Source organism: Bacteroidota bacterium (genome assembly GCA_034439655.1).
Classification (GTDB): domain Bacteria; phylum Bacteroidota; class Bacteroidia; order UKL13-3; family UKL13-3; genus CANJUD01.
Genome location: JAWXAU010000076.1, coordinates 1 through 25,573 on the forward strand (window position 1 = coordinate 1; position 25,573 = coordinate 25,573).

Genomic DNA, 25,573 nt, shown 5'->3' on the forward strand with positions numbered 1-25,573 from the left:
AACTACATCCCGAAAGCCCCGCTTAATCCCGATAATTATCGGGATGCGGGGGGATTAGTCCCTTTCTTTTGGACTATTATATATTGAGTTTCGGTATTACTAACTTTTGGGAATTAATAAAACAAATTTGACTATTTAAAATAGTGATCTTTTCAAGTACATTTGTGCCAAGTTTTTTAGTTGTTAGCCAACATGCCGAAATTAAATATGAATCTTAGAAAATATATATATAGTACCCTGTTTTTTGCATCGATACTTTTAAGTGCCAATGCCCAAGATGCAGAGTTATCGCAATTTTATAACTCGCCATTGTATACCAATCCTGCATTTGCTGGGCTTAGTGGTGGCAATAGGGTAGCACTCAATTATCGTAACCAATGGCAAGGCACATTTACCAGCTATGCCGCAGCTTTCGATGCTAACTTGCCCAAAATAAAAAGCGGATTGGGCATACTTGTATTTAGCGACCAATTGGCTTACGGTGCCTTACAAACAAATTCCGCATTGTTGAGTTATGCATTCCATACCAAATTAAATTATAACTGGACAATGAGTTTTGGCATGCAGGCTGGCATTAAGCAAGGGCAGGTTGATTGGAATAAATTTTTATTTGCCGATGCTATTAACCCAGTTACTGGAATGGTAGGCAGCAGTGCAGAGAAAACACCAGGCAATGCCACGGTGCTTTATCCCGATTTTAATGCCGGAGCTATTGCTTATTCCGACAACTCTTTTGCAGGTCTTGCCATACATAATCTGAATAGACCCAATTATTCCTTTAATGGATATAATGGGGATGGCTCACGCTTAGGTACCAAAATTACCTTGCATGGAGGAACCGTATTAAAACCCAATCCAAAAATAAAGGACTTAATAATTTCACCCAATATAATGGTGATGTTTCAAAGTAGGTTCACACAAGTAAATTTTGGCTTCTATATTAGCAAAGCCAGTTTCCTTACAGGACTTTGGTTTAGGCAAACAGCACATAATAGCGATGCATTAATAGCCATGGTTGGTTTTAGAAAAAACAATTTTAAATTTTGCTATAGTTACGATTTCACTGTGAGCAGTCAGCAATGGGTTAATCCGGGGTCGCATGAGGTGAGCTTGATTTGGGTGTTCTTCAAAGGCGAACGCTATGGTTCTAAAGATTATAGTAAAATTAGTTGCTACGGTTTTAGATAATGACTATCTGAAACGTTAAAAAAATTGGAACTAGTCACCTTCTTCCAATTCCACAATCCCGCTATTCATTTCCTTTTTCATGTTCACTACCTTCTCAAGCCATAAGAGCATGGCTGGGAGAAGCAATAAGTTTAGCACCATGCCTATCAGCAGGGTGATGGAAGTAAGTACCCCTAGGGCAACAGTACCTCCAAAAGTACTAAAGGCAAATATAATAAAGCCGCAGAACAAAATCACCGAAGTATATACAATGCTTACGCCCGATTCTACAATAGTTTCGGTAACTGCAGGGCCAATCACCCAATTGTTTTTCTTGAGGAAGTAGCGGTACTTGGCCAAGAAGTGTATAGTAAAATCGATGGAGATTCCATAAGTGATACTAAATATAATAATGGTGCTTGGTTTTAAATGTATATCGAAAAAGCCCATGATACCTAAGGTCATAATAAGCGGGAGTATGTTTGGCACCAAAGAAATCAAAATCATACGCCAGCTAAAAAACAACATGGCCATCAATAAACTATTAATAAGCAAAGCCAAAATCATGGAGCCAGTTAGGTTGTTTATTAAATAAGAATTCCCTTTCAAGAATATTATACTGGTACCAGTTAATTTTACATCAAATTCTTTGGGGCTAAAGATGGAATCTATACGAAGACGTAATTCACTTCTTAACTTTTCGGTTTCCACACTTCCTATATCTGCCATTTGTACACTTATCCGAGCTGTCTGCCAGGTACTATCCACCAAGCCTTTCATTAATTGGTTGTTGCCGCTTTTTTTGTTGAGCTTGAGGTAACTTCGCAATGCCACAAATTCTTCCTGTGGTGGCAAACTATAATTTTGCGGATTATAATTGTGAAATGCCTGACTCGCAAATTTTATCATTTCTAACAAAGAAACAGGCTTGCTAAGTTGGGAATATTCGCTCAATATTTTTTGCACACTATCCATTTTTTCAAACGAACTGATGGAATTTTTAAAGGTTGCTTTTTTGCGGCTATCTATTGAAATTTCCAATGGCATCACTCCTTTAAAATGGTACTCGAAAAATTTTAAATCAGTATATAATTTATCTTTTTTTGGTAGGTCGTCCACTATATAACCTATAGCTTTTACTTGCATAAATCCCCAAATAGAAATCAAGGTAACAACTGCCACAACGCCATATATCCATTTGCGGTGGTGGATCACTATGCGGTTGCACCAATGCATTAACCCACTCATGTGAACATTGTCTAAGTGCTTTGTTTGCTTAGGGGTAGGAGCAGGTAAATAAGTATATACAATGGGTAAGAAAATAGCAGACAAAACATAGATAACCATTATGTTAATAGCCGACACTACAGAGAAATCGTCTAGCAAAGAGCTGCCTGTAAAGTTGAACACACCAAAGCCAACAGCAGTAGTTACATTGGTGAGAAATAACGCCAATCCATTTTTAGCAGTAACGCGGGTAATGGAGAGCATTTTATTTTTATTTTTTCGATATTCTTGGTGGTATACATTGAATAGATAAATACAGTTTTGTATTCCTATAATAACTATTAAGGGCGGAATTAAACCAATAAGTGCAGATACTTTATACCCCATTAAACCTACCGTGCCCAAGGTGAATACCACACCCAAAATTACCACTACCAACGAATAACCCACGGCCACGAATGAGCGGAAGAAAAACCACATAATAATCATAGTGATAATCACACTGAGTAACGTGAACAATTGTAACTCATTGCGGATTTTTGTGGCATATATAGTTCTTATATACGGCAGTCCCGAGTAGTGTACTTCCGTATTTTGGGCATTACCGAAAGCAGTGGCTATTTCTTCAATTTGTGCAACAAGTGCTATACGGTCTTTCGAATCTAATTTTTCCTTTTTCAGAGTGATGCCCATTAAAGTAACATCGCTTTTATCATTAATGAGCAACCCTTTATAGAAGCTCAAATCTTTTATAACTTTTGCCAGACTGTCAAGCTGAGCCTGTGTTTCAGGAGGTTTTTGAAACATACGACCAATGGCAAAACGTCCGTTGTCGTCGCCAAATTCATCAATATTTTCTACCTTATCAATTTTATATATATGGCTAATAGAAACTACTTTCTCAATGCCATCTAGCTTCTGAATGCTCTCTGTTAAATTGTACCAAGCTTTAAAAAATGGAAGTTGAAAAAGTTTATCACTTTGCACACCCAATACCATTACACTTCCATCTTCGCCAAATTTTTGTTTGAATCCCATGTAATCGATATAGTCGCTATCGTCTTTGGGAATTACCTTGGCAAAATCGTATGCTATTGAAACTTTGCGTGCTTCGAAGGCCATCCAGCCTGTAAGCAATCCTAACACTATAAGTAATAATACTCTTTTCCTAACTAGGAACGCCGCTATTTTGAGCCACATAGATTTTTAGTGAGTGATAAAAAAGGCCACAAATGTACGGGATTTAGCTAGCTTAATAATTTACGATTTCAGATTGGCAATTATTGAATATTTTAGAGGAATAGTAAATGTTGCGTAAGCAAATCGTAATTCGTCAATCGTAATTCGTCAATATTACTTTACCTTTGCCCGATATTAATTCGAGTAAAAGAATTACTCAAAATTAATTTTAAATAAAAAGTATATGCAGGTAGTAACCACCCAACCATACGCTCTGGTATTCTCGCTCTTAGAGGATAAAGATTTGGGTTGGACTATTGAACCACATGTGGTGCAGGTTAATACCAAGGGGCAACTTACCCTCACCCATCAAAAAGTGTATGCCAATACTTTATCTAATTTCCCCAAAGTTGATATTCCTGAAATACGACATATAGTTTCACTTTTACATGAGGTGAGCCACGATGCAATTTTTCATCAATTTGCTGATGCTAAAAGTAAAAAGAAAATTAAACCTCACGACTTTTTTGAAAAACTGATAACACCTGAACTTTTAAAAAAACATATAAGACCTTTTGTAGAACGAAGAATTGGCCTGGTAATTCCGTTGCTTAAAGGTTTGAATTTTTATATGAAGGGTAATAATGATAACCCTGCTCATCATAAACTTGAATTCGCTGAAGGACTAGCAACCGTATTATTCCATTTCAAAAAAGGCATTGAGGGTTTGCGTTATTTTGCAACTATCAAGCATGATAATAAACGGGTCGATTTTATCAATCATTTTTCGAGGGTTATATGCAACCATCCTGCCTTTATGATGGTGGACGAAAAGGTTTATACATTTGGCGAAGAGGTGGAAGGTGTAAAACTCACTCCATTTCAAACAAAAAAATATATAGAAGTGCCACAAACCGCAGTAGACAAATATTTGCGAACTTTTGTGGTGCAGTTGCTCGAGCATTATGATGTGTATGCTGATGGTTTTGATATCGTATATGAAAAATTTGTAGCCCAACCAGTGCTCACCTTGCAGCAATGGGCCGATAAATATTTTTTATTGCTATCCTTCAAGTACGGGCAATCAGATTTCCATTATCATTCAACCAAAAAAACGCATGTAAAAATTGAGAAAGAAGGAAGTAATTATATATTCCGCAAAATAAAAAGGGCAGGGGAGTGGGAGCAATTCAAATATCAAGTGCTTATTGATGGAGGTTTGGAGAACGAAAATGGTTCACTTTTTAAGGCTGGCGATGGACAATTATTAGCCACTATTACATGGCTCAATGCCAATAGGGAATCACTTAGGAAAGCGGGTTTTGAAATTGTACAGCAGCTCAATCGTAAATATTTCTTGGGCGAGCAAAGTTATAGTATCGATTTAGCCGAAGGCACAGATTGGTTCGACTTATTGGTGAAGGCTAAGTTTGGCGAATACGAGATGCCCTTTCATATATTGCGTGATCATATACTTAAAGGCCACCACGAATTTGAATTACCTAACGGCGATGTAGCAGTAATACCCGAAGAATGGTTCCAAAAATTTGGAAATATTATAGAACTTGCTGAGCATGGTGATGGACAGTTGCGGTTGAAAAAATACCATTTTGGATTGCTCGAAACATTATGGTCGAACGAAGATAGCAGACGAACACATTGGGCTGATAAATTAAAAGATATGGTAGCTACTGATTCTGAAAAAACAGAATCGTTACCTATAGATTTTAATTGCACCTTGCGTGAATACCAGGAACACGGTTTCCAATGGTTCTATTATCTGCAAAACAATGCTTTTGGAGGGATTTTGGCCGATGATATGGGCTTGGGCAAAACCATACAAACACTATGTTTATTGCAGAAAGAAAAAGAAATCCATAGTAATAAAACAGAGTTAGTTTTTTCTGAAACTATACAAGTGCCGTTGAAGCAAGGTTCCTTGTTCGAGGAAAAATTGGACGAGGATATTATTATAGAAACCATTCAATCAGCAAAAAATAATTCACGTAAAACCTCCTTAATAGTAGCCCCCACTTCACTTATATATAATTGGTTGAGCGAAGCTGAAAAATTTACACCGGGTTTAAATATTTTGGTGCACAGTGGGCAAGGCAGAAGTCGTGATATATTAAAAAAATTCCCCCTATACGATGTAATAATTACCACCTACGGAACGATGCGTGCCGATGATGATTTATTTAAAGAGTTCAAATTCCATTATATTATATTAGACGAAAGTCAGGCTATTAAAAATCCTTCATCAGTTACAGCCAAGTCTATATTCAAATTACGGTCGCAGCACAAACTCACCTTAACGGGAACACCTGTGGAGAATAGTATTACAGACTTATGGAGCCAAATGAATTTTGTGAACCCAGGCTTGCTGGGCAGCTTCCATTATTTTAATGAGCACTATGTGCAACCCATAGAAAAAGGGAAAGACGAGAGCAAATCGCAAAAACTACAATTATTGGTAAAGCCTTTTATACTTCGACGTACCAAAAATATGGTGGCCACAGATCTACCTTCAAAAACTGAGCAAATCAGATTTTGCGATATGCACGAAGGGCAGAAAAAATTATACGAAAGCACAAAATCAGCTTACAGAAATGAGTTATTAAAAAGCTTGGACGAACGAAGTTTTACCAAAAATAAGTTTTCTTTTTTTCAAGGTCTAACTAAATTGAGGCTGCTTGCCAATCACCCTTATATGGCTGATAAAGAAAATTTGGAAACATCAGGTAAGTTTGAAGAAGTTATATATTTGGCACAAAAAGCATTGACCCAAGGGCATAAAATTTTAATGTTCAGCCAATTTGTAAAGCAATTGGACATATATAAAAAACATTTTGACGAAAGTGGAGATAAGTATCTTTATTTGGACGGTTCAACTCCTGCACTCGATCGCAAAAAATTGGTAAAAGAATTTCAGCAAAACGATGAGATTAAATTATTTTTAATATCATTAAAGGCTGGAGGATTTGGATTGAACCTTACCGAAGCCGACTATGTATTTTTGCTCGACCCATGGTGGAACCCAGCAGTGGAGCGGCAGGCCGAAGATAGAAGCCACAGGATAGGGCAAACAAAAAATGTATTTATATATAAATTTATAAGTCGCGACACCATAGAAGAAAAGATTTTGGGGCTGCAAGAACGCAAAAATATTTTGGCACAAAGTATTATTCAAGTGGACGAAGGCGGTTTTAAACAAATAAAGGCTGAGGATATGTTGGAACTTTTTAGTTGACCATGTTTGTATAAAAACCTACATTTGCATTTCAAAATAACATAAACATAATAAACATAATGAAAAAATTAGTACTTATTTTATCAATGGTCACCGCGTTTACATTTGTAAATGGTCAAGGCCGCACAGTAGATTTAGCAGTAACAAACTTTACCAAGCCAGAAAGAATTCCTAATGGAGGTCCAATTGATTATAGTTTTTCAGTTAAGAATGGCGGTACCGATGTTATGAAAGTGGGTGACACTGTACTTTTTAGATTTATTCTTAACAATCAGAATGCAATAGGCTTTTTCTATAATGCCATTGCTAAAGATATACCTGTGGGCGATAGTTTAACTATTAGTGGGAAAATTAACATCAATATTGCTATAACAGGCGGTTTCAAAGGTTCTTTTTGTGTTGATGCTTTTGCTTGGAATCCCAGTGCAGATTCTATAAAGTTAGAAACAGTAGCCACAATGAGCGATAACAGATTTTGCAATAGTATACAATTTGGCGATTGGGACGCTGGTGTAAGCAGTATAGCTAGCATTTCTGCTTTAAATGTGTTCCCCAATCCTGCAAAAGACCAGTTCTATATTTCATATACCACTGAGAAATCATCTGACGTGGCTATTCGTTTAATGGATATTGCTGGTCGTGAAGTAGCAGTACCTGTTAAGGAAAGACAACAGGCAGGCACTCATATCGAGCAAATTAATACCTCCAATTTAGCTGCCGGTGTATATTTTTACCAAATATATATGGATGGCCAAACACAAACTGGTAAAATTACCATCGAATAATTTATTATATAATATTTTTAAAAACCCGTCTCGTCATTGTACGAGACGGGTTTTTTTATGCAGTGTAAATTATGTTTGGATAACTTTTTACAATAATTTTGAGCATCCATTTGCCCAGTCACAAAACAAATTGTAATTTGCAGGCGTTTTAAAGAAAGGAAAACTTTTGGAAAGTTCATAACTTTCCAAAAGTTAAAATTATATAGAAAATGGATTCACTAAAAAATAAATTTGCAGAGAAAGCTCTGCCCGAAGTAGTAAAAATCAAAGAATTTGCCAAAGCCCACGGCAATAAAGTAATAGGTACCTACACCATCGATGATATATATGGTGGTATGAAAGGAATTACAGGACTTGTTACTGAAACGTCGTTGCTCGACTCAAATGAGGGCATTCGTTTTCGCGGATATTCAATTCCAGAGTTGCGTGAAAAATTGCAGCATTTTGTGGAAGGTGGAAGCGAACCAATTCCCGAAGCTATATTTTATTTGATGTTGATGGGTGAGATTCCATCGAATGAAGATGTACAAAACCTTACCAATAACTGGGCACGCCGTGCTATAGTGCCCCGCCATGTATTTAATGTGCTGGATGCACTGCCCCGCACCACGCATCCCATGACGCAGTTTACCATTGCTATTATGGCCATGCAAACAGAAAGTGTGTTCGCTGCTTCATATCGGAAAGGCATCAACAAAAAAGATTATTGGGATCCTACCTACGAAGATGTGATGAACCTTATAGCCCGTCTGCCCCGTGTTGCAGCTTATATATATAGACGTACTTATAAAAATGATGAACATATAGAACCCGATCCAAAACTCGACTGGGCCGGTAATTTTGGCCACATGCTAGGTTACGATGAACCTGATTTTGCCGAGTTGATGCGTTTATATATGACCATACACAGCGACCACGAAGGCGGAAATGTATCGGCACACTCTACACATTTGGTAGGTTCAGCTTTAAGCGATCCTTATCTTGCTTTTGCTGCAGGTATGAATGGGCTTGCTGGCCCATTGCATGGATTGGCCAATCAAGAAGTGATTCGTTGGTTGCAAGGGATGTGCGAATCATTAAATACAAAACGCCCTAGCAAAGAACAAATTGCACAATATGTAAAAGATACTTTAGCTCAAGGGCAAGTAGTACCTGGTTACGGCCACGCAGTATTGCGTAAAACCGATCCTAGATTCATTTCTCAAATGGGTTTTGCCAAAAAACACATGCCCGATGATGATATGGTAAACACCGTATGGAATGTATATGAAGTAGTACCCCCGATTTTAGAATCATTAGGTAAAGTAAAAAACCCTTGGCCCAATGTTGATGCACATAGTGGAGCATTATTACAACATTATGGTTTGGTAGAAGAAGATTTCTATACTGTTATGTTTGGAGTAAGTAGGTCACTAGGTGTAATGGCTTCATTATGTTGGGACCGTGCACTAAGCTTGCCACTTGAAAGACCCAAATCTATTACTACCGAGGCTTTAATGAAAATGGTTTAATAGTGAAAAGTTATTCGCCGCGGCGAACTAAAGGTTAAAAGTTAGAAGTGATTCGCCACGGCGAACTAAAGGTTAAAAGTCCTGACGCAAACAAAACTGCCAACTGTCAACTGCAAGACCTGAGCGTATTCGATGGGTCAACTACCAACTTCAAACAGTCAACTACAAACTAAAAAAAATATGAAATATATATATATACTCGCATTGGCAACTACAATACTGTTTGCCTGCAAAAATAGCCGCACTGCTGAATCAGCAAGAGAGGGAGGTGAAAGACAAAATTTCAAAACCCAAAATGAAGTGGATGAAGAAATTATTAAAAAGCATGTGGCTGAAAAAAAACTGAACGGAAAATTTATCAGTGGAGGTATTTATGCCATTATAGCTGATAGTGGAAAAGGGGAAAGAAATCCAACCGCAAAGGATAATGTAACCGTAAAGTATAAAGGTTATTTCTTAAATGGAAATATATTTGACCAATCAAAAGAGGGAGATTTTACATTTATGTTCAATAGTGTCATACAGGGTTGGGGCTTGTCAGTTGCTCAATTAAAAAAAGGAGGGTCAGGTACATTTATTATACCTTCCTCATTGGCCTATGGTCCTAATCCCAATGGTCAAATTCCTGCAAATGCAGTATTGGCATTTGATATAACGCTAGTGGATATTAAGTAAACCTGTGGCCAAACAGAGCACCATATATGTGTGCCAGCAATGTGGTTTTGAAGCACACAAATGGTTGGGCAAATGCCCTTCATGCAGTAATTGGAATTCGTTTGTAGAAGAATTTAAAACCAAAACAAAATCAGGTCAGGCTTCGCCAAACAGCGATCACAAACCGATAGCATTACCTCAAATATCAACAACCAGCAACGAGCGTATTATAACTCCCGATGAAGAGTTTAACCGCGTATTGGGTGGCGGTATAGTTCCGGGTTCTTTGATATTAATAGGTGGAGAGCCCGGCATTGGAAAAAGCACATTGATGCTGCAAGTTGCCACACAATTTACCACAGGAAATGTATTATATATATCGGGTGAGGAAAGTGGTTCGCAAATTAGAATGCGTGCCGAACGTTTGAATAAATTACCCGACAATTGTTATATATTAACCGAGACTGTCACCAATCAAGTTATTAAACAAATTAAGGAATTACAACCATCGCTAGTTATAGTAGACTCTATACAAACCATGCGGAATGAATATGTGGAAAGTGCCCCCGGAAGTGTATCACAAATAAGAGAAAGTGCGGCCGATTTTATGCGGTTGGCCAAGGATGAGGATATTCCTATAATATTAATCGGACATATTACAAAAGATGGTTCGCTTGCAGGTCCAAAAGTATTGGAGCACATGGTGGATACAGTATTACAATTTGAAGGTGATAAACATAATTTATATAGAATACTTCGCACGATTAAAAATCGTTTTGGTAGTACAAGCGAAATAGGTATATATGAAATGCAAGGCACAGGTTTGCGACAAGTAAGCAATCCTTCTGAGATATTAGTATCGCAGCACGATGGGCCTGTAGCTGGCATTGCTATTGGTGTTACACTGGAAGGAATGCGTCCATTATTAGTAGAAACACAAGCATTGGTGAGCCCTGCAGTATATGGTACCCCACAAAGAACTACCACAGGTTATGATGCCAAAAGATTGAATATGCTTTTAGCAATTTTGGAGAAAAAAGCAGGACAAAGATTGGGTACACAAGATGTGTTTGTAAACATCACAGGTGGATTAAAAATTGACGACACAGGAATTGATTTGGCAGTGGTTTCTGCTATGATAAGTTCATTCACTGATATACCTTTGCCCAATATGGCCACCTTTGCAGGAGAGTTAGGTTTGAGCGGCGAGATACGCCCTGTGAACCGCATAGAGCAACGCATTGCAGAAGCAGAAAAATTGGGATACAAAGAAATATTTATTGCCAAAGGGAATTATCAAAAGTCTCTTAAATCAAAAATTAGTATTAATCCTGTGGGTAAAATTGAGGAACTGATGGGTTTGCTTTTTGGGTAAGTAAAAGTGCTAGATATTATAGACTTTCATCTATTACGTTCTTCATTTTAATACTAGTTCTATCATAATGCCCACTTTCATTTACTGAAATCATTACTTTAGAATTATGGATAGCTTTTTTCATTTCTTTTTCTTTTTTGCAGCCTTTGCTTTGCCATTGAAATCCAAACACAGGTTTATCCAATATTCAAAATCTTTGTTGTTTCTCATTCTTCTTCGCTCACGTATACATAATACCATTTCTTAAACTATAATAGTTCTCCGCCTGTGGCGGATTAGTTTTTAGAATGGTAATGCCGAACTACATCCCGAAAGCATTCGGGATTAGTCCCCCTTTTTTTGGACTATTATATATTGAGTTTCGGTATAACCTTTCATGGGTTTGCCAGTGAATATCATTTCCCTGCAACCCGCTTTGCCTAAAGCTTCTGCGTAAATATCATGATCTATACGGCACATCATTTCAGCTTGCACTACGCCCACACACATTTTTTCATTGAACATAATACATATACCGCCAAACATGTGTTTTTCCTCTACATTACTTAGTTCAAAAAGCTGTTCCCTAATTCGCTGTGCTAATATATCATTATATGCCATAAAGTCTATTTCTTAAATTCCTCGTCAATTAATAGGGCTTCAAATATATATACTTTTAGTAAATAAAAATCAATATTTTTGATATCAGTAAAATCTTTATAATATATTTGTTTTCTATCGCCTTTTTCTAGATAGTTTAAGTCGTCATTCATTAAAAATCCTTTACTAAAACCCATTCTTACGCCTTCATACGATTTCGTTGTGCCCCACAAAACGGAAGCTGGCCAGATAAAAAATATACTTTTATTAATGCTGTAAAATGGAACATGATAGGATAATTTTTCTGTTATATGTGGACTACATTCAAAAATAAGATTGCGTAATGCTTTTTTACTATGATAAGTTCATCATCAGGAAGAAATTCAAGAAACTCCTCTACATTTCGGAAGGATACATTTTGCATTTTGTTCTTATAGTTTGTTGACTTCATTCAATTAACGAACATAGTCTAAAAATTTGGACCTGAAAAATATTTTTCTTCAAACCAGCAAACCATTTTTGAAAAAACTTCGTATTTACGTTAGGCAAGCACCGGCAACCGTACCTATTAAATCTATGAACCAACTCAATATTTATTCAAATGCTGAAAGCACAGTTCTAACTCTGGAAGATATTGCCGTTAATTCTCATATAGTTATATATGATATAACTGGAAAAGCACTACAGCATTATTCTTCTACTGGCGGTAAACAGTGTGTTGATATTTCATCTTTGCCCGAAGGACTGTATTTTATCAATATATTAAAAGATGGGGAAGTTTTGGGTGGGGCTAAGTTTTTGGTATCAGCGGGATAGTATATGGTATCAATTATCAGGTCGCTATCTCGCCGCGGCGTCTAGTACTTGTTACTAAAACAGGCTTGTTTCAGTTGCTCTATATGTTCTACTATATAGTTTTTCTATCCGTTCCTATTTTGTTCCAGCAAAATTGTATTTCTGCCTACTGTATATGCATATAATGTCGAAGGAAAAAAATGGAGTTTAATTTTATTCTTTTCTACAGATATATATGCTATATGATGAGGCGATACTTGGTTTTTTAATAAAGCATCAATGGTATGATATAGCATCACTGTTTTTCCTACTCGTCTTGGACCCATTAATATCACTGCTCTTTTTAGAGAAATGTCTTCCACCAAAGGATAGAATAAATCGAAATATAAATGCTTTTGTATTTGCAAATAGTCCTCGTCAACGGAACCTGTTGCCCACCAAGGGTTTTCTTGCCGCAGCCGTTATATAATATGTTCATTTGTTAAAGGAAGTAGTCCCATTTTGGCTTAAGTAAACGGCAAATGTAAAACTATGCAGATTGAAGTCGTCTTATTTTTACGAAAAGTGACAAACTAAGAAAAAAATGACCTTTTTATAACCTTAGTTTTACAAATTTTTGGAATTTTTTTTGGAAGTACGAGAACCATATCACAGTTTACACAAACGCATTCTCACCCGTAATCTCCATACCCAAAATCAATAAATGTATATCGTGGGTTCCTTCGTAGGTTATTACAGATTCCAAATTCATCATGTGTCGCATAATGGGGTACTCGCCTGTAATGCCCATGCCGCCGTGTATTTGACGGGCTTCGCGGGCAATATGTAAAGCCATATCAACATTGTTTCTTTTTGCCAAAGATATTTGTGCAGGTGTTGCTTTGCCCTCATTCATCAAGTGGCCAAGTCTCCAACATAATAACTGAGCTTTGGTAATTTCCGTGAGCATTTCTGCTAACTTTTTTTGTTGTAATTGAAAACCACCAATAGGTCTTCCAAACTGTTGACGTTCCATCGAATATCTTTTCGCAGAATCGAAACAATCCATCGCCGCTCCTACAGCACCCCAACTAATTCCATAGCGGGCAGAGTTGAGACAAGTCAATGGGCCTTTTAATCCAGTTACATTAGGCAATATATTTTCTTTGGGAACACGCACATTATCAAACACCAACTCACCTGTAGCACTTGCACGCAAGCTCCATTTGCCGTGGGTTTCGGGAGTTGTGAAACCTTCCATGCCACGCTCAACTATGATACCTTGTATTATATCTTGTTCATTTTTGGCCCATACTACAGCTACATCCGCAAATGGTGAATTTGAAATCCACATCTTCGCTCCGTTCAGTATTACATGATCGCCATCTTCTTTAAAATTTGTAACCATACCACTCGGATTACTTCCATGATCGGGCTCAGTAAGTCCGAAGCAACCAAGCCATTCTCCTTTGGCAAGCTTGGGTAAATATTTGTGTTTTTGTTCTTCACTTCCAAATTTATATATAGGATACATCACCAAACTTCCTTGTACCGATGCAGTGCTACGCATACCGCTGTCGCCACGCTCAAGCTCTTGCATCATCAGTCCGTAAGCTATATAATCGAGTCCGCCGCAACCATATTCTGTAGGTAATTGCGGTCCGAATAAACCAACATCGCCCATACTTTTTACAATATGTTGTGGGAAATAATTTTTCTGACAACAGTCTTCTATAATAGGCGATACTTCTTGTTTCACCCATTGGCGAATGGTATCACGAATCAACTTATGTTCATCACTGAACAAGTCATCTAATTGATAAAAATCGGGTGCCTGATAAGCGTCTTGTTTGTTGCTGCGGGTTATATTTTCCATGTATAATTATTATATGTATTCGTCATTCTGAGTCTCGCTTCGAGCGAAGAATCTCATAATAGCATCTCCGAATTCAAGAGATTCTTCGCATTGAATCAATGCTCAGAATGACGGTTAGAAGAGCCACAAAATTAAGCACTAAAACCTAAGTGGCAGAAGGAAAATTTTCAGCAGTGCGTGGGCCCAGTTCTATAGCTTCCAAATTACTCATTTTACCTGCATTAATTTCAAATCGTAAAACCGTACGAACATGATGAAAACCATGCATACCCGCTGCTCCTGGATTCATATGCAAATGCTTGTATTTTTTATCTTGAAATACTTTTAAGATATGCGAATGCCCGCAAATAAAAATCTGAGGCTTGTCTGCTTGTAACCAGTTTTGCAACGTCGCAGTATATATACCTCGTGGATTTCCAATATGTATCATAGAAACTTTCATTCGCTCTGCTTCAAAACATATATATTCAGGAAACTCATCACGAATATTTTTACCATCAATATTTCCATATACACCTTTTATAATAGGACAAATATTTTTGAGAAAAGGAACGGTACTATCATAGTTTCCCCAATCGCCGGCATGCCATATTTCATCACAACCTGCAAATATTCTTTCCAGTTTGGGATCTAGGTAGCTATGGGTGTCTGAGATAAGACCGACTTTCATTTTAATGGTTAATGGTTCCCGACGCGGCGGGGTTAATTATGAATGATTGTTTGTATAAAGTGCCTGTGGTTTATATAAAAATATTTCACTCCACAAATTTTAATGCAAATTTACAAATCCAATAACCATTGTATCGTATCCACCCCATCAGCATAGTCCCAAGCTGTGGGGTACTGAGCTTCGCCAGGTTTGAATGAACTAAGATTAGGCAATGGTTTAGTAGATATAATACATTGTATTTCGTTTTGTTTTTCCAATAATTCAGCCTCCAGTGTTTGCAAATCATTATAATACTCGTAATGGCAAGTAGCTATAGGGCTGGAAATTTGTGTGTTTTGAAACAGTATCAAGAAATTATTATCATATATATGCGATAGGTTCATCAAATGTATCGCTCTTTGATAGGTATAATTGTTTGCATATTTATTATGGTTTACAATATCATTATATTGTTCCAAGGGTTCGTAAAAGTATTTGATATCATAACCTTCGGGCAAGTAAAGTTTAGAAACATTGCGGCAGCCCATCCCGAAATAATCAAAAATATCATGGCCAAGTTTGGCAATTTCTTCCACAGTTTCATCGCCATATATAATAGCCACACCATTTCTGTTTCTGCGGATAATATGCGGTACATTTTTGAAATAACTTGCAAAATGTTGAGCGGTATTATTACTTCCTGTAGCTATTACAGCCTCATAGTTTTCCAGCTTTTCTATAAAGGAAACATTATTATATAATTCTGGTGAAATATTTTTGAGAAGTTCTATAATAAAAGGTATCAATACTTCATCGTTCGAACTCAATTTCACCAACGCTTTATGACCTGTGGCAAGCACACAAATTAAATCATGCAAACCTACCATGGGAATATTGCCAGCCATGATAATACCGATGTTTAAGTTTTTTTTACTATCGGCATCAACAAAATCATATTTCGCCATCCAAGTTTCCATATCGTTTTTAAACATGTCGATATAGGATTGCCATGCTTGCTGCATATTGTCATGGGTGAACCATTGATTTTTGATATTGGCTTGGTGGAAAATCTGTTTCAAAATTTGTGGGTCAACTGCTGCCATAACCTTACCCAGTTCTACAAATGTCGAAGTGCCTAATTTAGAATCCATATAAATTTTTAAGAAATGCAAAATACGGTGATGGGAAAGTGAAAAAATTAAGTAGTTTTGCAAAAAATATTTTAACCCATGGCTATTAAAATTACTGACGAATGTATCAACTGCGGAGCTTGTGAGCCTGAGTGTCCCAACAATGCTATTTATGAATCTGGTGCTCAATGGGCCTTTACCGATGGCACCTCTGTAAGTGGAAGTATAAAAAAAGATGGTGAGGATGTGGAAGTAGGCCATAGGTTTGAACCCGTTTCTGATGATACTTATTATATCACTCCATACAAATGTACGGAGTGTGTAGGATTTCATGAAGAGCCACAATGTGCTGCCGTTTGTCCCGTCGATTGCTGTATCCCCGACCCTGAGCATGTAGATTCGAACGAAGAACTACAGGCCCGCAAAGAAAGTTTGCATTTATAATACTTATTGCGAAGATTATAGAACTTCAAAAGTGTTGATTGTCAGCATATTGTTGTTCGTTGCCAGCAAATATATGGGTTTGCAAAAATTTAATGTAATGACATTTGGATATTTGTCCTTTTTTTTGCATGTTAGATTAGTATATGTGGCTTAAGTTTTTTATTACCCGCTATTTTTGGATAAACCTATTACTGGCTTTGATAGCATTGATAGTGATTGGATTTATTGCCAATATAACATTGGGTATAGTAACACGACATGGCGAGGAGATGAAAGTTCCCGACCTCAAAGGTGTGACCTTGAATAAAGCCATCGAAATTATTGAGCAAAATGGATTGAAATACCAAATACGTGATTCGGTTTTTATGGACAATATGCCACGTATGAGCATCGTTGAGCAAAGTCCCTTGGCCGATGAGAAAGTGAAAAAGGGCAGAATTATATATCTTACCGTGAACGCTCTCGATGTGCCGCAAGTGATGTTGAAGTTTGAACAATTGCATGGCAGCAGCCGCGAAGTAAAAATGTATTTGGAAGGTATGGGCATGAAACTGGGCCAACGAATAGAAAGAAAAGGAACTTACGATGATGTGGTGATTGAAGCAATATATCTTGGACGGAAAATTGCAGAAGATATAGAAGTGCCCAAAGGCAGCAAAATAGATTTGGTTGTGGAGGTAACCAAGCTTAGCAAGCCAGATGAGGATTTGGGTTTGAATGATGAAGTTGAAATCCCAGACCTTATAGATTTAACTTTAGGCGAAGCAAGAGATAAACTGAATGAATTGGGTTTGAAAATGGGGGATCCAATAAAGAAAAATGTTAAAATGGATACGTTGGATGCAACTATTTGGAAGCAAAAACCATCTTTTAAGAAAAATAAACTAATTGAAGTGGGAAGCGAAATTGATGTATATATAAAATGAGTTTAAAAAAGTCAGGTATTATTATATTAAATTGTTTGATTGCTGGGTTGGTAAATGCACAACAACGAACCTATAGACCATTGGAGCGAAATGCAGTATTGCAACAGCATGTTTTCGACCACCCTGACAACCCATGGCCTAAGCCTATCAAAGAACGTGGAGTAGCGACAGATACGCTCAATCTTCCCTTTTTTGATGATTTTACAACAACAGCAATATACCCAAACCCAAAACGATGGACTACTAATTATGTATTCATAAACAATACTGCGGCTATCAATCCTCCAACCTATGGAGTTGCAACATTCGATAACCTTAATAACCATGGGCAGCCTTATATCGGTATTAATCCAAGCTATGGCAGTTCCGATACTTTGGAATCGCAAGGCATTGATCTAAGTAAATATCAACCCCCAAAGACTGATTCATTATATCTTTCGTTTTATTTGCAACCACAAGGTCTGGACATTGACCCCTTATTCAACACAAGAGATCCGCAAGATAGTATGGTGCTTGAATTTTTTGACAAGAATGGCGTATGGGAAAGGGTATGGGAAATTAGCGGTAAGGGACTTCCTGTTAAATTTAAACATTATTTTATACATATTGATGACCCTTTATTTTTGCATGTGGGTTTTAGGTTTAGGTTTATCAATTATTCTTTGCAAACGGGGAATTCTAACCATTGGCATTTGGATTATGTTTTGTTAGATTATCACCAATACGTTAATGATTCTTTTCAGGTAGATGTAGCATTTGCAACTACTCCCAATAATTTATTGAATGACTATTACTCGATGCCCTGGAGCCAAATGTATAACAATTATACAAATGAAGTGGTCGATAGTTCTAGATGCACTATTAAAAGCTTTGACAAAGTTTCATTATTTTTTAACCGCACTGAAAATTATAGAGATAGAAGCTATAATTCCTTATATTCAAAACAAGATTTGGAGCCAGGTTTCCCTAAAAGTCTTAAAAAAGTAATATCAAACCCGCTCAAAAACTTTAATTCTTTTTATCCCAAGAATACCGACACAGTTATTATAAATAGATTGTGGACCCATAATCTAACGGGCGATAAACATACAGAAAACGATTCGGTGAATATGCAAACGGTATTTGCCAATTATTTAGCCTACGATGATGGTACTGCTGAATGTGGTTATGGCATTGAGAATGGCGGCGGCAAGGTAGCTCTCGAATTTCGCTTGAACGACCCTGACACCTTATGGGCAGTGAGCTTTTTCTATAATCAAAGTTCTACTGCGGTGAATGGCAAACCTTTTAAAATACATATATGGAAAAGTGTAACGCAAGGCTCTGCTTCAGATTCATTATATAAAACCATTGAGGTTCCCAATGGGCCTGCATATATTGTTGGCTTTAATCAGTTTACCAATTATGTTTTGGACACCCCAATTTCTTTGCCCGCAGGTAAATTTTATATTGGTTGGTCGCAAACACTAGATTTTGTGTTGAATGTAGGTTTCGATAGGAATTATAAAACAGAGCAGGGCAACCAACATCTATATTATAATGTATTGAACAAATGGCATAAAAGCAATAAAACAGATTTGGGCGGAACCCCAATGATACGGGTATACTTGGGCAGCAAAGTTGATTTTCCTGCGAATCCCTACACAAGTATCAAACAAAATACGAAGTTTGAAAACATGGTAGATTTTAATATATATCCCAACCCCGCCGCAGAATATATACAAGTGGGCAATACGCATAATTTCCCCAATTTATATTATACCATTTTAGATGGCCAAGGTAAAACTATTAGTTACCAAAAACTTGAGGGTAACACCATCAATGTCTCTAACTACGCTGCTGGAATATATTATATACTCTTTAATGACAACAGAGGGAATGTGTGCATGAAAAAGTTGCTGAAGAATTGATATTGTAGGTTTAATAATTTCATCCCTTCAGGATTTTAAAATATAACATGAAGGTTGATGGAATTATAGAGCAACGCTTACTTCTTTAGAATTACCTTCACAACCTCCTCAACTCCCCATAAACCCTGCTCAAAGGCAAGCCCATTACATTATAATAACATCCGACAATTTTCTCAACACCTATATATCCTATCCATTCTTGTATTCCATAAGCACCGGCCTTGTCAAAAGGTTTGAAGGTGTTTATATAATGGTCAATTTCTACCTCGCTTAAGGGTTTAAAATATACTTCTGTTTTTTCTGCAAAAGTTATAGTTTGCTTTTCAGTTTTTAGCGTTACACCTGTATATACTTCATGCATTTCTCCGCTGAGGATTTGCAGCATTTGCCTAGCCTCTTCTATGTTTTCGGGCTTGTTCATCACTTCATTGTTTATCCAAACTATAGTATCGCAAGTCAGCAATACATCGCCAGCATTTATAGTTTTATGATAGTGGTCAGATTTTTTTTTGGATAGGTAACTGGCGATTTCTCCAGCTTTCAAATTGTCGGGAAATGATTCATCGGCATCAATAGGGTCTATAATAACTGGGTAAGCAAGTTTGGAAACCAATTCCTGCCTGCGTGGTGATTTGGATGCTAAAATAATTTGCATAGTTTATAGGATTAAAAACAACAAACTCAAAATCCCGCTCAGCATAATCAGTTTGTTCAATTTGCTGAGATATCCAAATTCACTCACTTTACGGGCCAAAATTAATTTGAATATCATATAGAACATGGGAGCTATAATAAAGAGGAGAGCATATATAAATGCTATATAATCCACATTGTCATATTGGTATTCATGCCGCTCGAAGAGTTGGTAAAAATATATAATACTTGCGGTTAGTATAACAGCGTTAAGGGTATATAGTAAATTTTTCGTTTTGTTGATTCCATAAACTACTGGAAAGGTCTTGCATTGCTGCATCCTATCACCTTTAATGTCTTCTGTGTCTTTAATAATTTCTCGGTTCAAGGTAGTGATAAATGCAAATACAGAATATGCAATTACATGGTTAAAATTGATAGTAGAATTCCAAAGATATAATATAAAAATGGTCATGCTGCAAAATACAGAAACAAATATATTTCCTATTAGCACTTGCTTTTTAAAAGTTGAGGAATATTTGATGAGTAATAAACCGATAACCAATACCAAAACTGCTAGCTTATAAGATACTACGGCCATGCTTAACACAGCAAGTACACTTATAGATATATGAATCAATATAGCATGTTTGCGTTTGATGCTCGTTCCAATAATTACCCTATCAGGTTTATTTATTTCATCAATATTTACATCCAAATAGTCATTAATAATATAGCCTGCAGCCGCCGTGAGCAAGGTAGAAAGTACGATAAGCCAAAAATGAGAATGATATAATAATTCAATACCCAATGGATATAGGCATATACCAGCCAATACTTGTGTGAACACAATGATTAGAATATTTGGCAACCGAATAAGTCTTATAAAAGACATCATTTCTGTACAGTATGGTATATTAAAAACTTGGTATCGAAATAGGGTTCATCAAAATAGTTTGCAAGTGGTATCTGTCTCACTTTTATTTTATAAGGTAATCCCTTTAATCCGTTAATTTCAGCAGCCAAATCCCCACCTTTCAATGATATAATACCATTAGGTTCATCGTTGAACCAGCTTTTATTGATGAATTTGTATGTATGTTTATGTAGTTCAGTAAGCGACTCCACAGCACGGTTCACCACAAAGTCAAAAGTTTCTTTAAGTTGTTCGGCTCTTATATATTCAGCTCTTATGTTCGTTAAGCCCAATTCTTTGGCAATATTGGCAACTACGGTAATTTTTTTACCAACGGAATCGGATGCTACGATTTCTACCTCAGGAAACATAATTGCCAAAGGAATAGCAGGAAACCCACCACCCGTGCCTATGTCCAAAATTTTTGTTTGCGGTTTGAAAGCTATAAACTTAGCAATTGCCAATGAATGTAATACATGTTTTTCATATAAAAATTCTATATCTTTTCTGCTGATTACATTTATTTTTTCGTTCCAGTTTGTATATAAATTTTGCAACATGCCAAACTGCTTTTGTTGCTCTGCTGTGAGGTTTGGAAAATATTTATGGATTAACTCCATGTTTTGGGTTTGGAAAATAAACTGCCGAATCCAAAAACAAATAAATAAAAACTATACATGATATCGAGTACAGGCAATAAGAAAATCAACTGCGTATCATTTAGTTTTTTCATATTGGGATAATAGATGCAAAGCTGCACCAATAACCTAAATCCGTAGGCTCCAACAATCATATATAATAGTTGTTCAGGATGTATATATATTCCATCACTATATATAAATATAAATGGAAGCAACGCCAGCAATGACAAATTGAATAATATATGTGAAACGGAAAAAGCACCCAACCAAAATTGATGCCGACCTTTATAATACTTCCCGGTACTCATGTGGCGACTTTTTTGTTTACGCCAACTTGCCCAATTTTCTTTGGGTTCGCTCACCATAAAACTATCCTTGCGTATCTCGATGGCTACGTTTTGTTGGTTTGCAGTTTCGTTCACAAACAAATCATCATCGCCCGATAAAAGATGGTTATGTGAAGCAAATCCTTTGATATTAAAAAACAAACTTTTGCGATAGGCCAAATTGCGGCCTACACCCATATAGGCATCTTTGAGCAAGGCAAACGACAAATAACTCATGGCCGTCATAAAGGTTTCGAAACGGATAAACATATTGAGCAGCCCACTCTGTTTCTTATAGGGAGAGTAGCCTAAAATTATATGTTTGTTAGGTGTGAATCGGGTTTGCATATTGCGTAACCACATATTACTAGCGGGTTTGCAATCGGCATCGGTAAAAACGAGAAGCTCATGTTCCGATGCTTTAATGCCTAAAGTAAGAGCGAATTTTTTTCCTTTGGGATATTTTTCTTGCTCCAGCAAAGTCACCACCTTTAAATGCGAATACCGTATTTGCAGTCGTTCCAGCAATGTAGCGGTTTGGTCCCACGAGCAGTCATTAATTACAACCACTTCAAACTTGGGATGGTTTTGTTCGAGGATTAATTCCAAGTGTTTCTCCAGGTTATCATATTCGTTGCGGGCTGCAATAATTACCGAAACAGGTTGAATCGTGGCAGGTTCACCAGTTGGATTTTTGTATACAGCCAATCTGATAAACATAAAGCAATGGTATATTACCTGCACCAACAGACAGTTAGCAAGGAGTGCCAACAAAATAATTACTATGATTTCTATAATTTGCAATAGTCTGCAAAATTAACGTTGTAAGCTATAGTGATTGCCCAATGTGAATAATTCGTGGCAAACTTACTAGCATTGTCTTAACCTTTATCAATCAGGGGTTTTAGATTTGCAGCATGTTGTCGTTTTGGGAAATTAATACTTTTGGTCAATATGACGTGGCCATAATTGGTTCAGGAATCACAGGTATGTCGCTTGCGTGTTCTTTGAAAGAAAAAGATTCAAACTTGAAAATTGTAATCATCGAACGGGGTACATTTCCCACAGGGGCCAGCACCAAAAATGCAGGATTTGCCTGTTTTGGAAGTGCGTGCGAAATCCTGTCCGATATAAAATTGATGGGCGAAGAACAAGCCATTGCTTTGGTTCAGAAACGTGTAATAGGTTTGCAAATGTTGCGTACACGATTGGGCGATGATAAACTTGGTTACTTGGGGCAGGGTGGGGGAGAGTTATTGTTCAAAAATGAGATTGTTGAACAGGTCGAATTGGATTACTTAAACAAACTATTGTATAATATTCACCACAAGGAAGTTTTTAAATTTGATGAAAAAAAAATCGATACATTTGGATTTAATAAAAATCAGTTATCAGCATATATAGATAATAGTTGCGAAGGACAAATCGATACAGGACTTGCCATGCACAATCTTTGGAGATATACACTTTCGTTAGGTATAGATATTTTGAACGGGGCAAATGTGAATGAGCTTAACGATAAGAATAATGAAGTTCATATCACAATAGATTTGCAACCCAGTAGTCGTTATATATTAAAAGCAGCAAAAGTAGCAGTATGTACCAATGCCTTTACAGGTCATTTTTTTCCTGAATTGGATATTGCCCCAGGTCGCGGGCAGATATTGGTTACAAAGCCAATTCCAAAGCTCAAATTTAAAGGAATATTCCATTTTGATGACGGCTATTTTTATTTCAGAGATTATCATAATAGAATAATATTCGGTGGTGGGCGAAATATGGATTTTGAAACTGAAACCACCACAAATATTGCTTTGAATGAAGACATACAGCAAAGACTATCATACTATCTCAAAGAACTTATTTTACACAATCAAGCTTTCGAAATTGAGCATCGCTGGGCAGGGATTATGGCCTTCGGAAAAGATAAAACTCCCATCGTAAAAAAGATAAATCAAAATATATTTGCCGCTTGCCGTTTGAATGGAATGGGCATCGCTATTGGCAGTTTGATAGGAGAGGAACTAGCTGTAATGATTAATGGATAATGGTTAAATTTAGTAGTTGGCGGTTTAAAGTTACCTACGACCAAATCGGAAACCTCGTGCACGGTGCAGCAGAAGAAATACAAGAAATTAAATGGACAGTGTATGGAAAAATAAGTGAGATAATACGCACGACTGCTAGTACAAAAGCCGATCTCCAATTTGTGTACGGCCCTGACGGAAACAGAGTGACCAAAATTGTAAAACCGCGGGACAATAACAAACCTTGGCGTTATACTTTTTATGTACGCGATGCACAAGGCAATGTAATGGCCACCTATACACGAGAGACAAACAAGCGTATTCCTTATGAATATATAACTTTTGGGGATATAAACGATAAAATCATTATTGATAAAGGAGAAAGTGAGTGGCGAGATTTTATCAAGAATACGCCTGAGGTAAACACTCTTGATTGTAGGGAAGACCTTCTCAAAAACCTTTTCGACAACAGCCAAACCGAGAATTTTCTGGAAGCCTATACACTAGGCCAATTACTTGTAACCGATCAGGTTTACCCATTAAGCAGTATCATGGGTAGTATTGGCAATGTTACACTAAGCAGTTGCTTCAGACAGTATAATGGGCAGACCCAGTTTATAACTGACATGTGTAACTATGACAAGGCTACTTTGTTAGATTTGCTGTTCAATAACAGCAGTGGGAATTTGAATTAGCTCAACAGATCTTCGGAATTTGTTTTCAGCTAAAAAAGCTACATTGGTAGCGTATCTTGATAGCTCTTGTGAGCTGATAACAAAAAATGACTCTGATTTATTTTTCCTGCTAGATGTAATCAAAATTGATTCAAATAATTTATATTTATATTACGGCGATACTTTCAATATGATTCCCGTTGAAATCACTAATAGAAAATATACACCAACAATATATTTAGATTTGTATAATAAAATAATGGGGACTTGGGAATTAAAGATAAATATCAACTATTTGACTACATCATATTTAGTTTTGGAAGTATATGAACGTCGAAAGTACTTGTGTTTTTTAAAAAAATATGTCAAAATTATCAAACCTCTATATTTATTAAACTAAAGAAACAATAAACCAAGCAAGAATCGACAAATCAACAGTACTTTCGGAGGGTTTGTTAAGGAGTCTATTGTATTGCTGATTGATTCGGAACGAACTGTACCATCCATTTTGTTTGTTAATGCGTTGCAATATTAGGGTTATTTTTTGTTTCTAAGTGAAGGTCCTTTTAAATCAAACCGAAGTACTTTTGGAACAATTCGGTCAAGGATTGCGTCAGCAATTGTTGGTTCATTTATATATTAGACCTCTTTCATAATTCGATTCTAATAAATATAAAAGTTTGAAACACGAATTTTAAAACTTAGAATGCTGCCCTTTTTTATTTACAGCAGCCCGCTGCGGCGGGGTGGCAAATAACAGCTCCCAAAAAATATAATTTGATAAATACTTTCCTTAACTATGGAAAATGCATATGAGTAGTAAGCTGTTGTTTTGACCACGGTTTTGCATTGGGCCTCTCAAGCAAAAATCACCTTGGTAAATAAAAACACTTTTGCTTCCTTTTTGTGTAAAAAGGAAG

Annotated in this window: 23 protein-coding genes and 1 pseudogene; 12 read left to right on the top strand and 12 right to left on the bottom strand. The window is 36.7% G+C overall.

Annotated elements, in window-relative coordinates:
- Positions 1-192: 192 nt before the first annotated feature.
- Positions 193-1,188: a PorP/SprF family type IX secretion system membrane protein gene (locus SGJ10_04775; protein ID MDZ4757438.1), complete on the top strand. Its 996-nt coding sequence runs from the start codon at positions 193-195 to the stop codon at positions 1,186-1,188.
- Between the two features lie 30 nt (positions 1,189-1,218).
- Here SGJ10_04775 and SGJ10_04780 read toward each other — a convergent pair whose 3' ends face one another.
- The gene (locus tag SGJ10_04780; GenBank protein ID MDZ4757439.1) at positions 1,219-3,594 is read right to left on the bottom strand and encodes an MMPL family transporter; all 2,376 of its coding nucleotides are present in this window, start codon (positions 3,592-3,594) and stop codon (positions 1,219-1,221) included.
- A gap of 223 nt (positions 3,595-3,817) precedes the next feature.
- Between SGJ10_04780 and SGJ10_04785 the strand changes: the two genes are divergently transcribed.
- From SGJ10_04785 to radA, 5 genes are all read left to right on the top strand, one after another.
- Positions 3,818-6,823 (top strand): DEAD/DEAH box helicase, encoded by a 3,006-nt coding sequence (locus SGJ10_04785; GenBank protein MDZ4757440.1) that lies wholly within the window; start codon positions 3,818-3,820, stop codon positions 6,821-6,823.
- Between the two features lie 59 nt (positions 6,824-6,882).
- Positions 6,883-7,608 (top strand): T9SS type A sorting domain-containing protein, encoded by a 726-nt coding sequence (locus tag SGJ10_04790; protein MDZ4757441.1) that lies wholly within the window; start codon positions 6,883-6,885, stop codon positions 7,606-7,608.
- 209 nt (positions 7,609-7,817) lie between these two features.
- Positions 7,818-9,119 (top strand): citrate (Si)-synthase, eukaryotic, encoded by a 1,302-nt coding sequence (locus tag SGJ10_04795; protein MDZ4757442.1) that lies wholly within the window; start codon positions 7,818-7,820, stop codon positions 9,117-9,119.
- 180 nt (positions 9,120-9,299) lie between these two features.
- On the top strand, positions 9,300-9,794 hold the full coding sequence (locus tag SGJ10_04800) for an FKBP-type peptidyl-prolyl cis-trans isomerase (protein MDZ4757443.1): 495 nt from the start codon (positions 9,300-9,302) through the stop codon (positions 9,792-9,794).
- A 4-nt stretch (positions 9,795-9,798) separates the two neighbouring features.
- Positions 9,799-11,148: a DNA repair protein RadA gene (gene radA / locus SGJ10_04805; protein MDZ4757444.1), complete on the top strand. Its 1,350-nt coding sequence runs from the start codon at positions 9,799-9,801 to the stop codon at positions 11,146-11,148.
- A 16-nt stretch (positions 11,149-11,164) separates the two neighbouring features.
- Here the strand turns inward: radA and SGJ10_04810 are convergent, their stop codons facing one another.
- From SGJ10_04810 to SGJ10_04820, 3 genes and pseudogenes are all read right to left on the bottom strand, one after another.
- A complete protein-coding gene (locus SGJ10_04810; GenBank protein MDZ4757445.1) occupies positions 11,165-11,332 on the bottom strand; it encodes a hypothetical protein in 168 nt (55 codons plus the stop codon).
- 140 nt (positions 11,333-11,472) lie between these two features.
- Positions 11,473-11,748, bottom strand: coding sequence for a TfoX/Sxy family protein (locus SGJ10_04815; GenBank protein MDZ4757446.1), 276 nt, complete (start codon positions 11,746-11,748; stop codon positions 11,473-11,475).
- Between the two features lie 5 nt (positions 11,749-11,753).
- Positions 11,754-12,062: pseudogene (locus SGJ10_04820) on the bottom strand (DUF1801 domain-containing protein).
- 241 nt (positions 12,063-12,303) lie between these two features.
- Here SGJ10_04820 and SGJ10_04825 point away from each other — a divergent pair.
- Positions 12,304-12,543: a T9SS type A sorting domain-containing protein gene (locus SGJ10_04825; protein MDZ4757447.1), complete on the top strand. Its 240-nt coding sequence runs from the start codon at positions 12,304-12,306 to the stop codon at positions 12,541-12,543.
- Between the two features lie 104 nt (positions 12,544-12,647).
- On the opposite strand, the gene SGJ10_04830 is transcribed toward SGJ10_04825, so the two are convergent.
- The 4 genes from SGJ10_04830 to SGJ10_04845 all read right to left on the bottom strand — a co-directional run bounded on the left by SGJ10_04830 (position 12,648) and on the right by SGJ10_04845 (position 16,177).
- Positions 12,648-12,929, bottom strand: a complete 282-nt coding sequence (locus SGJ10_04830) for an AAA family ATPase (protein ID MDZ4757448.1) — start codon at positions 12,927-12,929, stop codon at positions 12,648-12,650.
- A gap of 248 nt (positions 12,930-13,177) precedes the next feature.
- The gene (locus SGJ10_04835) at positions 13,178-14,377 is read right to left on the bottom strand and encodes an acyl-CoA dehydrogenase family protein (GenBank protein ID MDZ4757449.1); all 1,200 of its coding nucleotides are present in this window, start codon (positions 14,375-14,377) and stop codon (positions 13,178-13,180) included.
- Positions 14,378-14,522: 145 nt separating this feature from the next.
- Complete coding sequence (locus SGJ10_04840; protein MDZ4757450.1) at positions 14,523-15,047, bottom strand: metallophosphoesterase family protein; 525 nt, start codon at positions 15,045-15,047, stop codon at positions 14,523-14,525.
- Positions 15,048-15,157: 110 nt separating this feature from the next.
- Positions 15,158-16,177, bottom strand: a complete 1,020-nt coding sequence (locus SGJ10_04845; GenBank protein MDZ4757451.1) for an acyl-CoA reductase — start codon at positions 16,175-16,177, stop codon at positions 15,158-15,160.
- Positions 16,178-16,255: 78 nt separating this feature from the next.
- Between SGJ10_04845 and SGJ10_04850 the strand changes: the two genes are divergently transcribed.
- The 3 genes from SGJ10_04850 (at position 16,256) to SGJ10_04860 (ending at position 19,436) form a co-directional block, all read left to right on the top strand.
- Positions 16,256-16,600, top strand: coding sequence for a 4Fe-4S dicluster domain-containing protein (locus SGJ10_04850; protein MDZ4757452.1), 345 nt, complete (start codon positions 16,256-16,258; stop codon positions 16,598-16,600).
- Positions 16,601-16,743: 143 nt separating this feature from the next.
- A complete protein-coding gene (locus SGJ10_04855; GenBank protein MDZ4757453.1) occupies positions 16,744-17,526 on the top strand; it encodes a PASTA domain-containing protein in 783 nt (260 codons plus the stop codon).
- Positions 17,523-19,436: a T9SS type A sorting domain-containing protein gene (locus tag SGJ10_04860; GenBank protein ID MDZ4757454.1), complete on the top strand. Its 1,914-nt coding sequence runs from the start codon at positions 17,523-17,525 to the stop codon at positions 19,434-19,436. Before SGJ10_04855 ends, SGJ10_04860 begins: the two co-directional genes overlap by 4 nt.
- A 97-nt stretch (positions 19,437-19,533) precedes the next feature.
- On the opposite strand, the gene SGJ10_04865 is transcribed toward SGJ10_04860, so the two are convergent.
- From SGJ10_04865 to SGJ10_04880, 4 genes are read right to left on the bottom strand one after another with little or no spacing between them, the layout of a single operon-like run.
- On the bottom strand, positions 19,534-20,091 hold the full coding sequence (locus SGJ10_04865) for a Maf family nucleotide pyrophosphatase (GenBank protein MDZ4757455.1): 558 nt from the start codon (positions 20,089-20,091) through the stop codon (positions 19,534-19,536).
- Positions 20,092-20,094: 3 nt separating this feature from the next.
- On the bottom strand, positions 20,095-20,940 hold the full coding sequence (locus tag SGJ10_04870; GenBank protein MDZ4757456.1) for a geranylgeranylglycerol-phosphate geranylgeranyltransferase: 846 nt from the start codon (positions 20,938-20,940) through the stop codon (positions 20,095-20,097).
- A 23-nt stretch (positions 20,941-20,963) separates the two neighbouring features.
- Positions 20,964-21,605: a 16S rRNA (guanine(527)-N(7))-methyltransferase RsmG gene (gene rsmG, locus SGJ10_04875; GenBank protein ID MDZ4757457.1), complete on the bottom strand. Its 642-nt coding sequence runs from the start codon at positions 21,603-21,605 to the stop codon at positions 20,964-20,966.
- Positions 21,596-22,756 (bottom strand): glycosyltransferase, encoded by a 1,161-nt coding sequence (locus SGJ10_04880; protein MDZ4757458.1) that lies wholly within the window; start codon positions 22,754-22,756, stop codon positions 21,596-21,598. Before SGJ10_04880 ends, rsmG begins: the two co-directional genes overlap by 10 nt.
- A gap of 113 nt (positions 22,757-22,869) precedes the next feature.
- Here SGJ10_04880 and SGJ10_04885 point away from each other — a divergent pair, with 113 nt between their 5' ends.
- The gene (locus SGJ10_04885; protein MDZ4757459.1) at positions 22,870-24,000 is read left to right on the top strand and encodes an FAD-dependent oxidoreductase; all 1,131 of its coding nucleotides are present in this window, start codon (positions 22,870-22,872) and stop codon (positions 23,998-24,000) included.
- Positions 24,000-24,674, top strand: a complete 675-nt coding sequence (locus SGJ10_04890) for a hypothetical protein (GenBank protein MDZ4757460.1) — start codon at positions 24,000-24,002, stop codon at positions 24,672-24,674. The genes SGJ10_04885 and SGJ10_04890 overlap by 1 nt, the downstream gene beginning before the upstream one ends.
- Positions 24,675-25,573: the final 899 nt, after the last annotated feature.

Excerpts from the sequence above, each read along its gene's own strand:
- rsmG (MDZ4757457.1), bottom strand. The coding sequence starts at position 21,605 with ATGGAGTTAATCCATAAATATTTTCCAAACCTCACAGCAGAGCAACAA.
- SGJ10_04860 (MDZ4757454.1), top strand. The coding sequence starts at position 17,523 with ATGAGTTTAAAAAAGTCAGGTATTATTATATTAAATTGTTTGATTGCT.
- SGJ10_04825 (MDZ4757447.1), top strand. The coding sequence starts at position 12,304 with ATGAACCAACTCAATATTTATTCAAATGCTGAAAGCACAGTTCTAACT.
- SGJ10_04795 (MDZ4757442.1), top strand. The coding sequence starts at position 7,818 with ATGGATTCACTAAAAAATAAATTTGCAGAGAAAGCTCTGCCCGAAGTA.
- SGJ10_04815 (MDZ4757446.1), bottom strand. The coding sequence starts at position 11,748 with ATGGCATATAATGATATATTAGCACAGCGAATTAGGGAACAGCTTTTT.
- SGJ10_04835 (MDZ4757449.1), bottom strand. The coding sequence starts at position 14,377 with ATGGAAAATATAACCCGCAGCAACAAACAAGACGCTTATCAGGCACCC.
- SGJ10_04785 (MDZ4757440.1), top strand. The coding sequence starts at position 3,818 with ATGCAGGTAGTAACCACCCAACCATACGCTCTGGTATTCTCGCTCTTA.
- SGJ10_04885 (MDZ4757459.1), top strand. The coding sequence starts at position 22,870 with ATGTTGTCGTTTTGGGAAATTAATACTTTTGGTCAATATGACGTGGCC.
- SGJ10_04800 (MDZ4757443.1), top strand. The coding sequence starts at position 9,300 with ATGAAATATATATATATACTCGCATTGGCAACTACAATACTGTTTGCC.
- SGJ10_04890 (MDZ4757460.1), top strand. The coding sequence starts at position 24,000 with ATGGTTAAATTTAGTAGTTGGCGGTTTAAAGTTACCTACGACCAAATC.
- SGJ10_04790 (MDZ4757441.1), top strand. The coding sequence starts at position 6,883 with ATGAAAAAATTAGTACTTATTTTATCAATGGTCACCGCGTTTACATTT.
- SGJ10_04840 (MDZ4757450.1), bottom strand. The coding sequence starts at position 15,047 with ATGAAAGTCGGTCTTATCTCAGACACCCATAGCTACCTAGATCCCAAA.
- SGJ10_04855 (MDZ4757453.1), top strand. The coding sequence starts at position 16,744 with ATGTGGCTTAAGTTTTTTATTACCCGCTATTTTTGGATAAACCTATTA.
- SGJ10_04845 (MDZ4757451.1), bottom strand. The coding sequence starts at position 16,177 with ATGGATTCTAAATTAGGCACTTCGACATTTGTAGAACTGGGTAAGGTT.
- SGJ10_04780 (MDZ4757439.1), bottom strand. The coding sequence starts at position 3,594 with ATGTGGCTCAAAATAGCGGCGTTCCTAGTTAGGAAAAGAGTATTATTA.
- SGJ10_04850 (MDZ4757452.1), top strand. The coding sequence starts at position 16,256 with ATGGCTATTAAAATTACTGACGAATGTATCAACTGCGGAGCTTGTGAG.
- SGJ10_04865 (MDZ4757455.1), bottom strand. The coding sequence starts at position 20,091 with ATGCAAATTATTTTAGCATCCAAATCACCACGCAGGCAGGAATTGGTT.
- SGJ10_04775 (MDZ4757438.1), top strand. The coding sequence starts at position 193 with ATGCCGAAATTAAATATGAATCTTAGAAAATATATATATAGTACCCTG.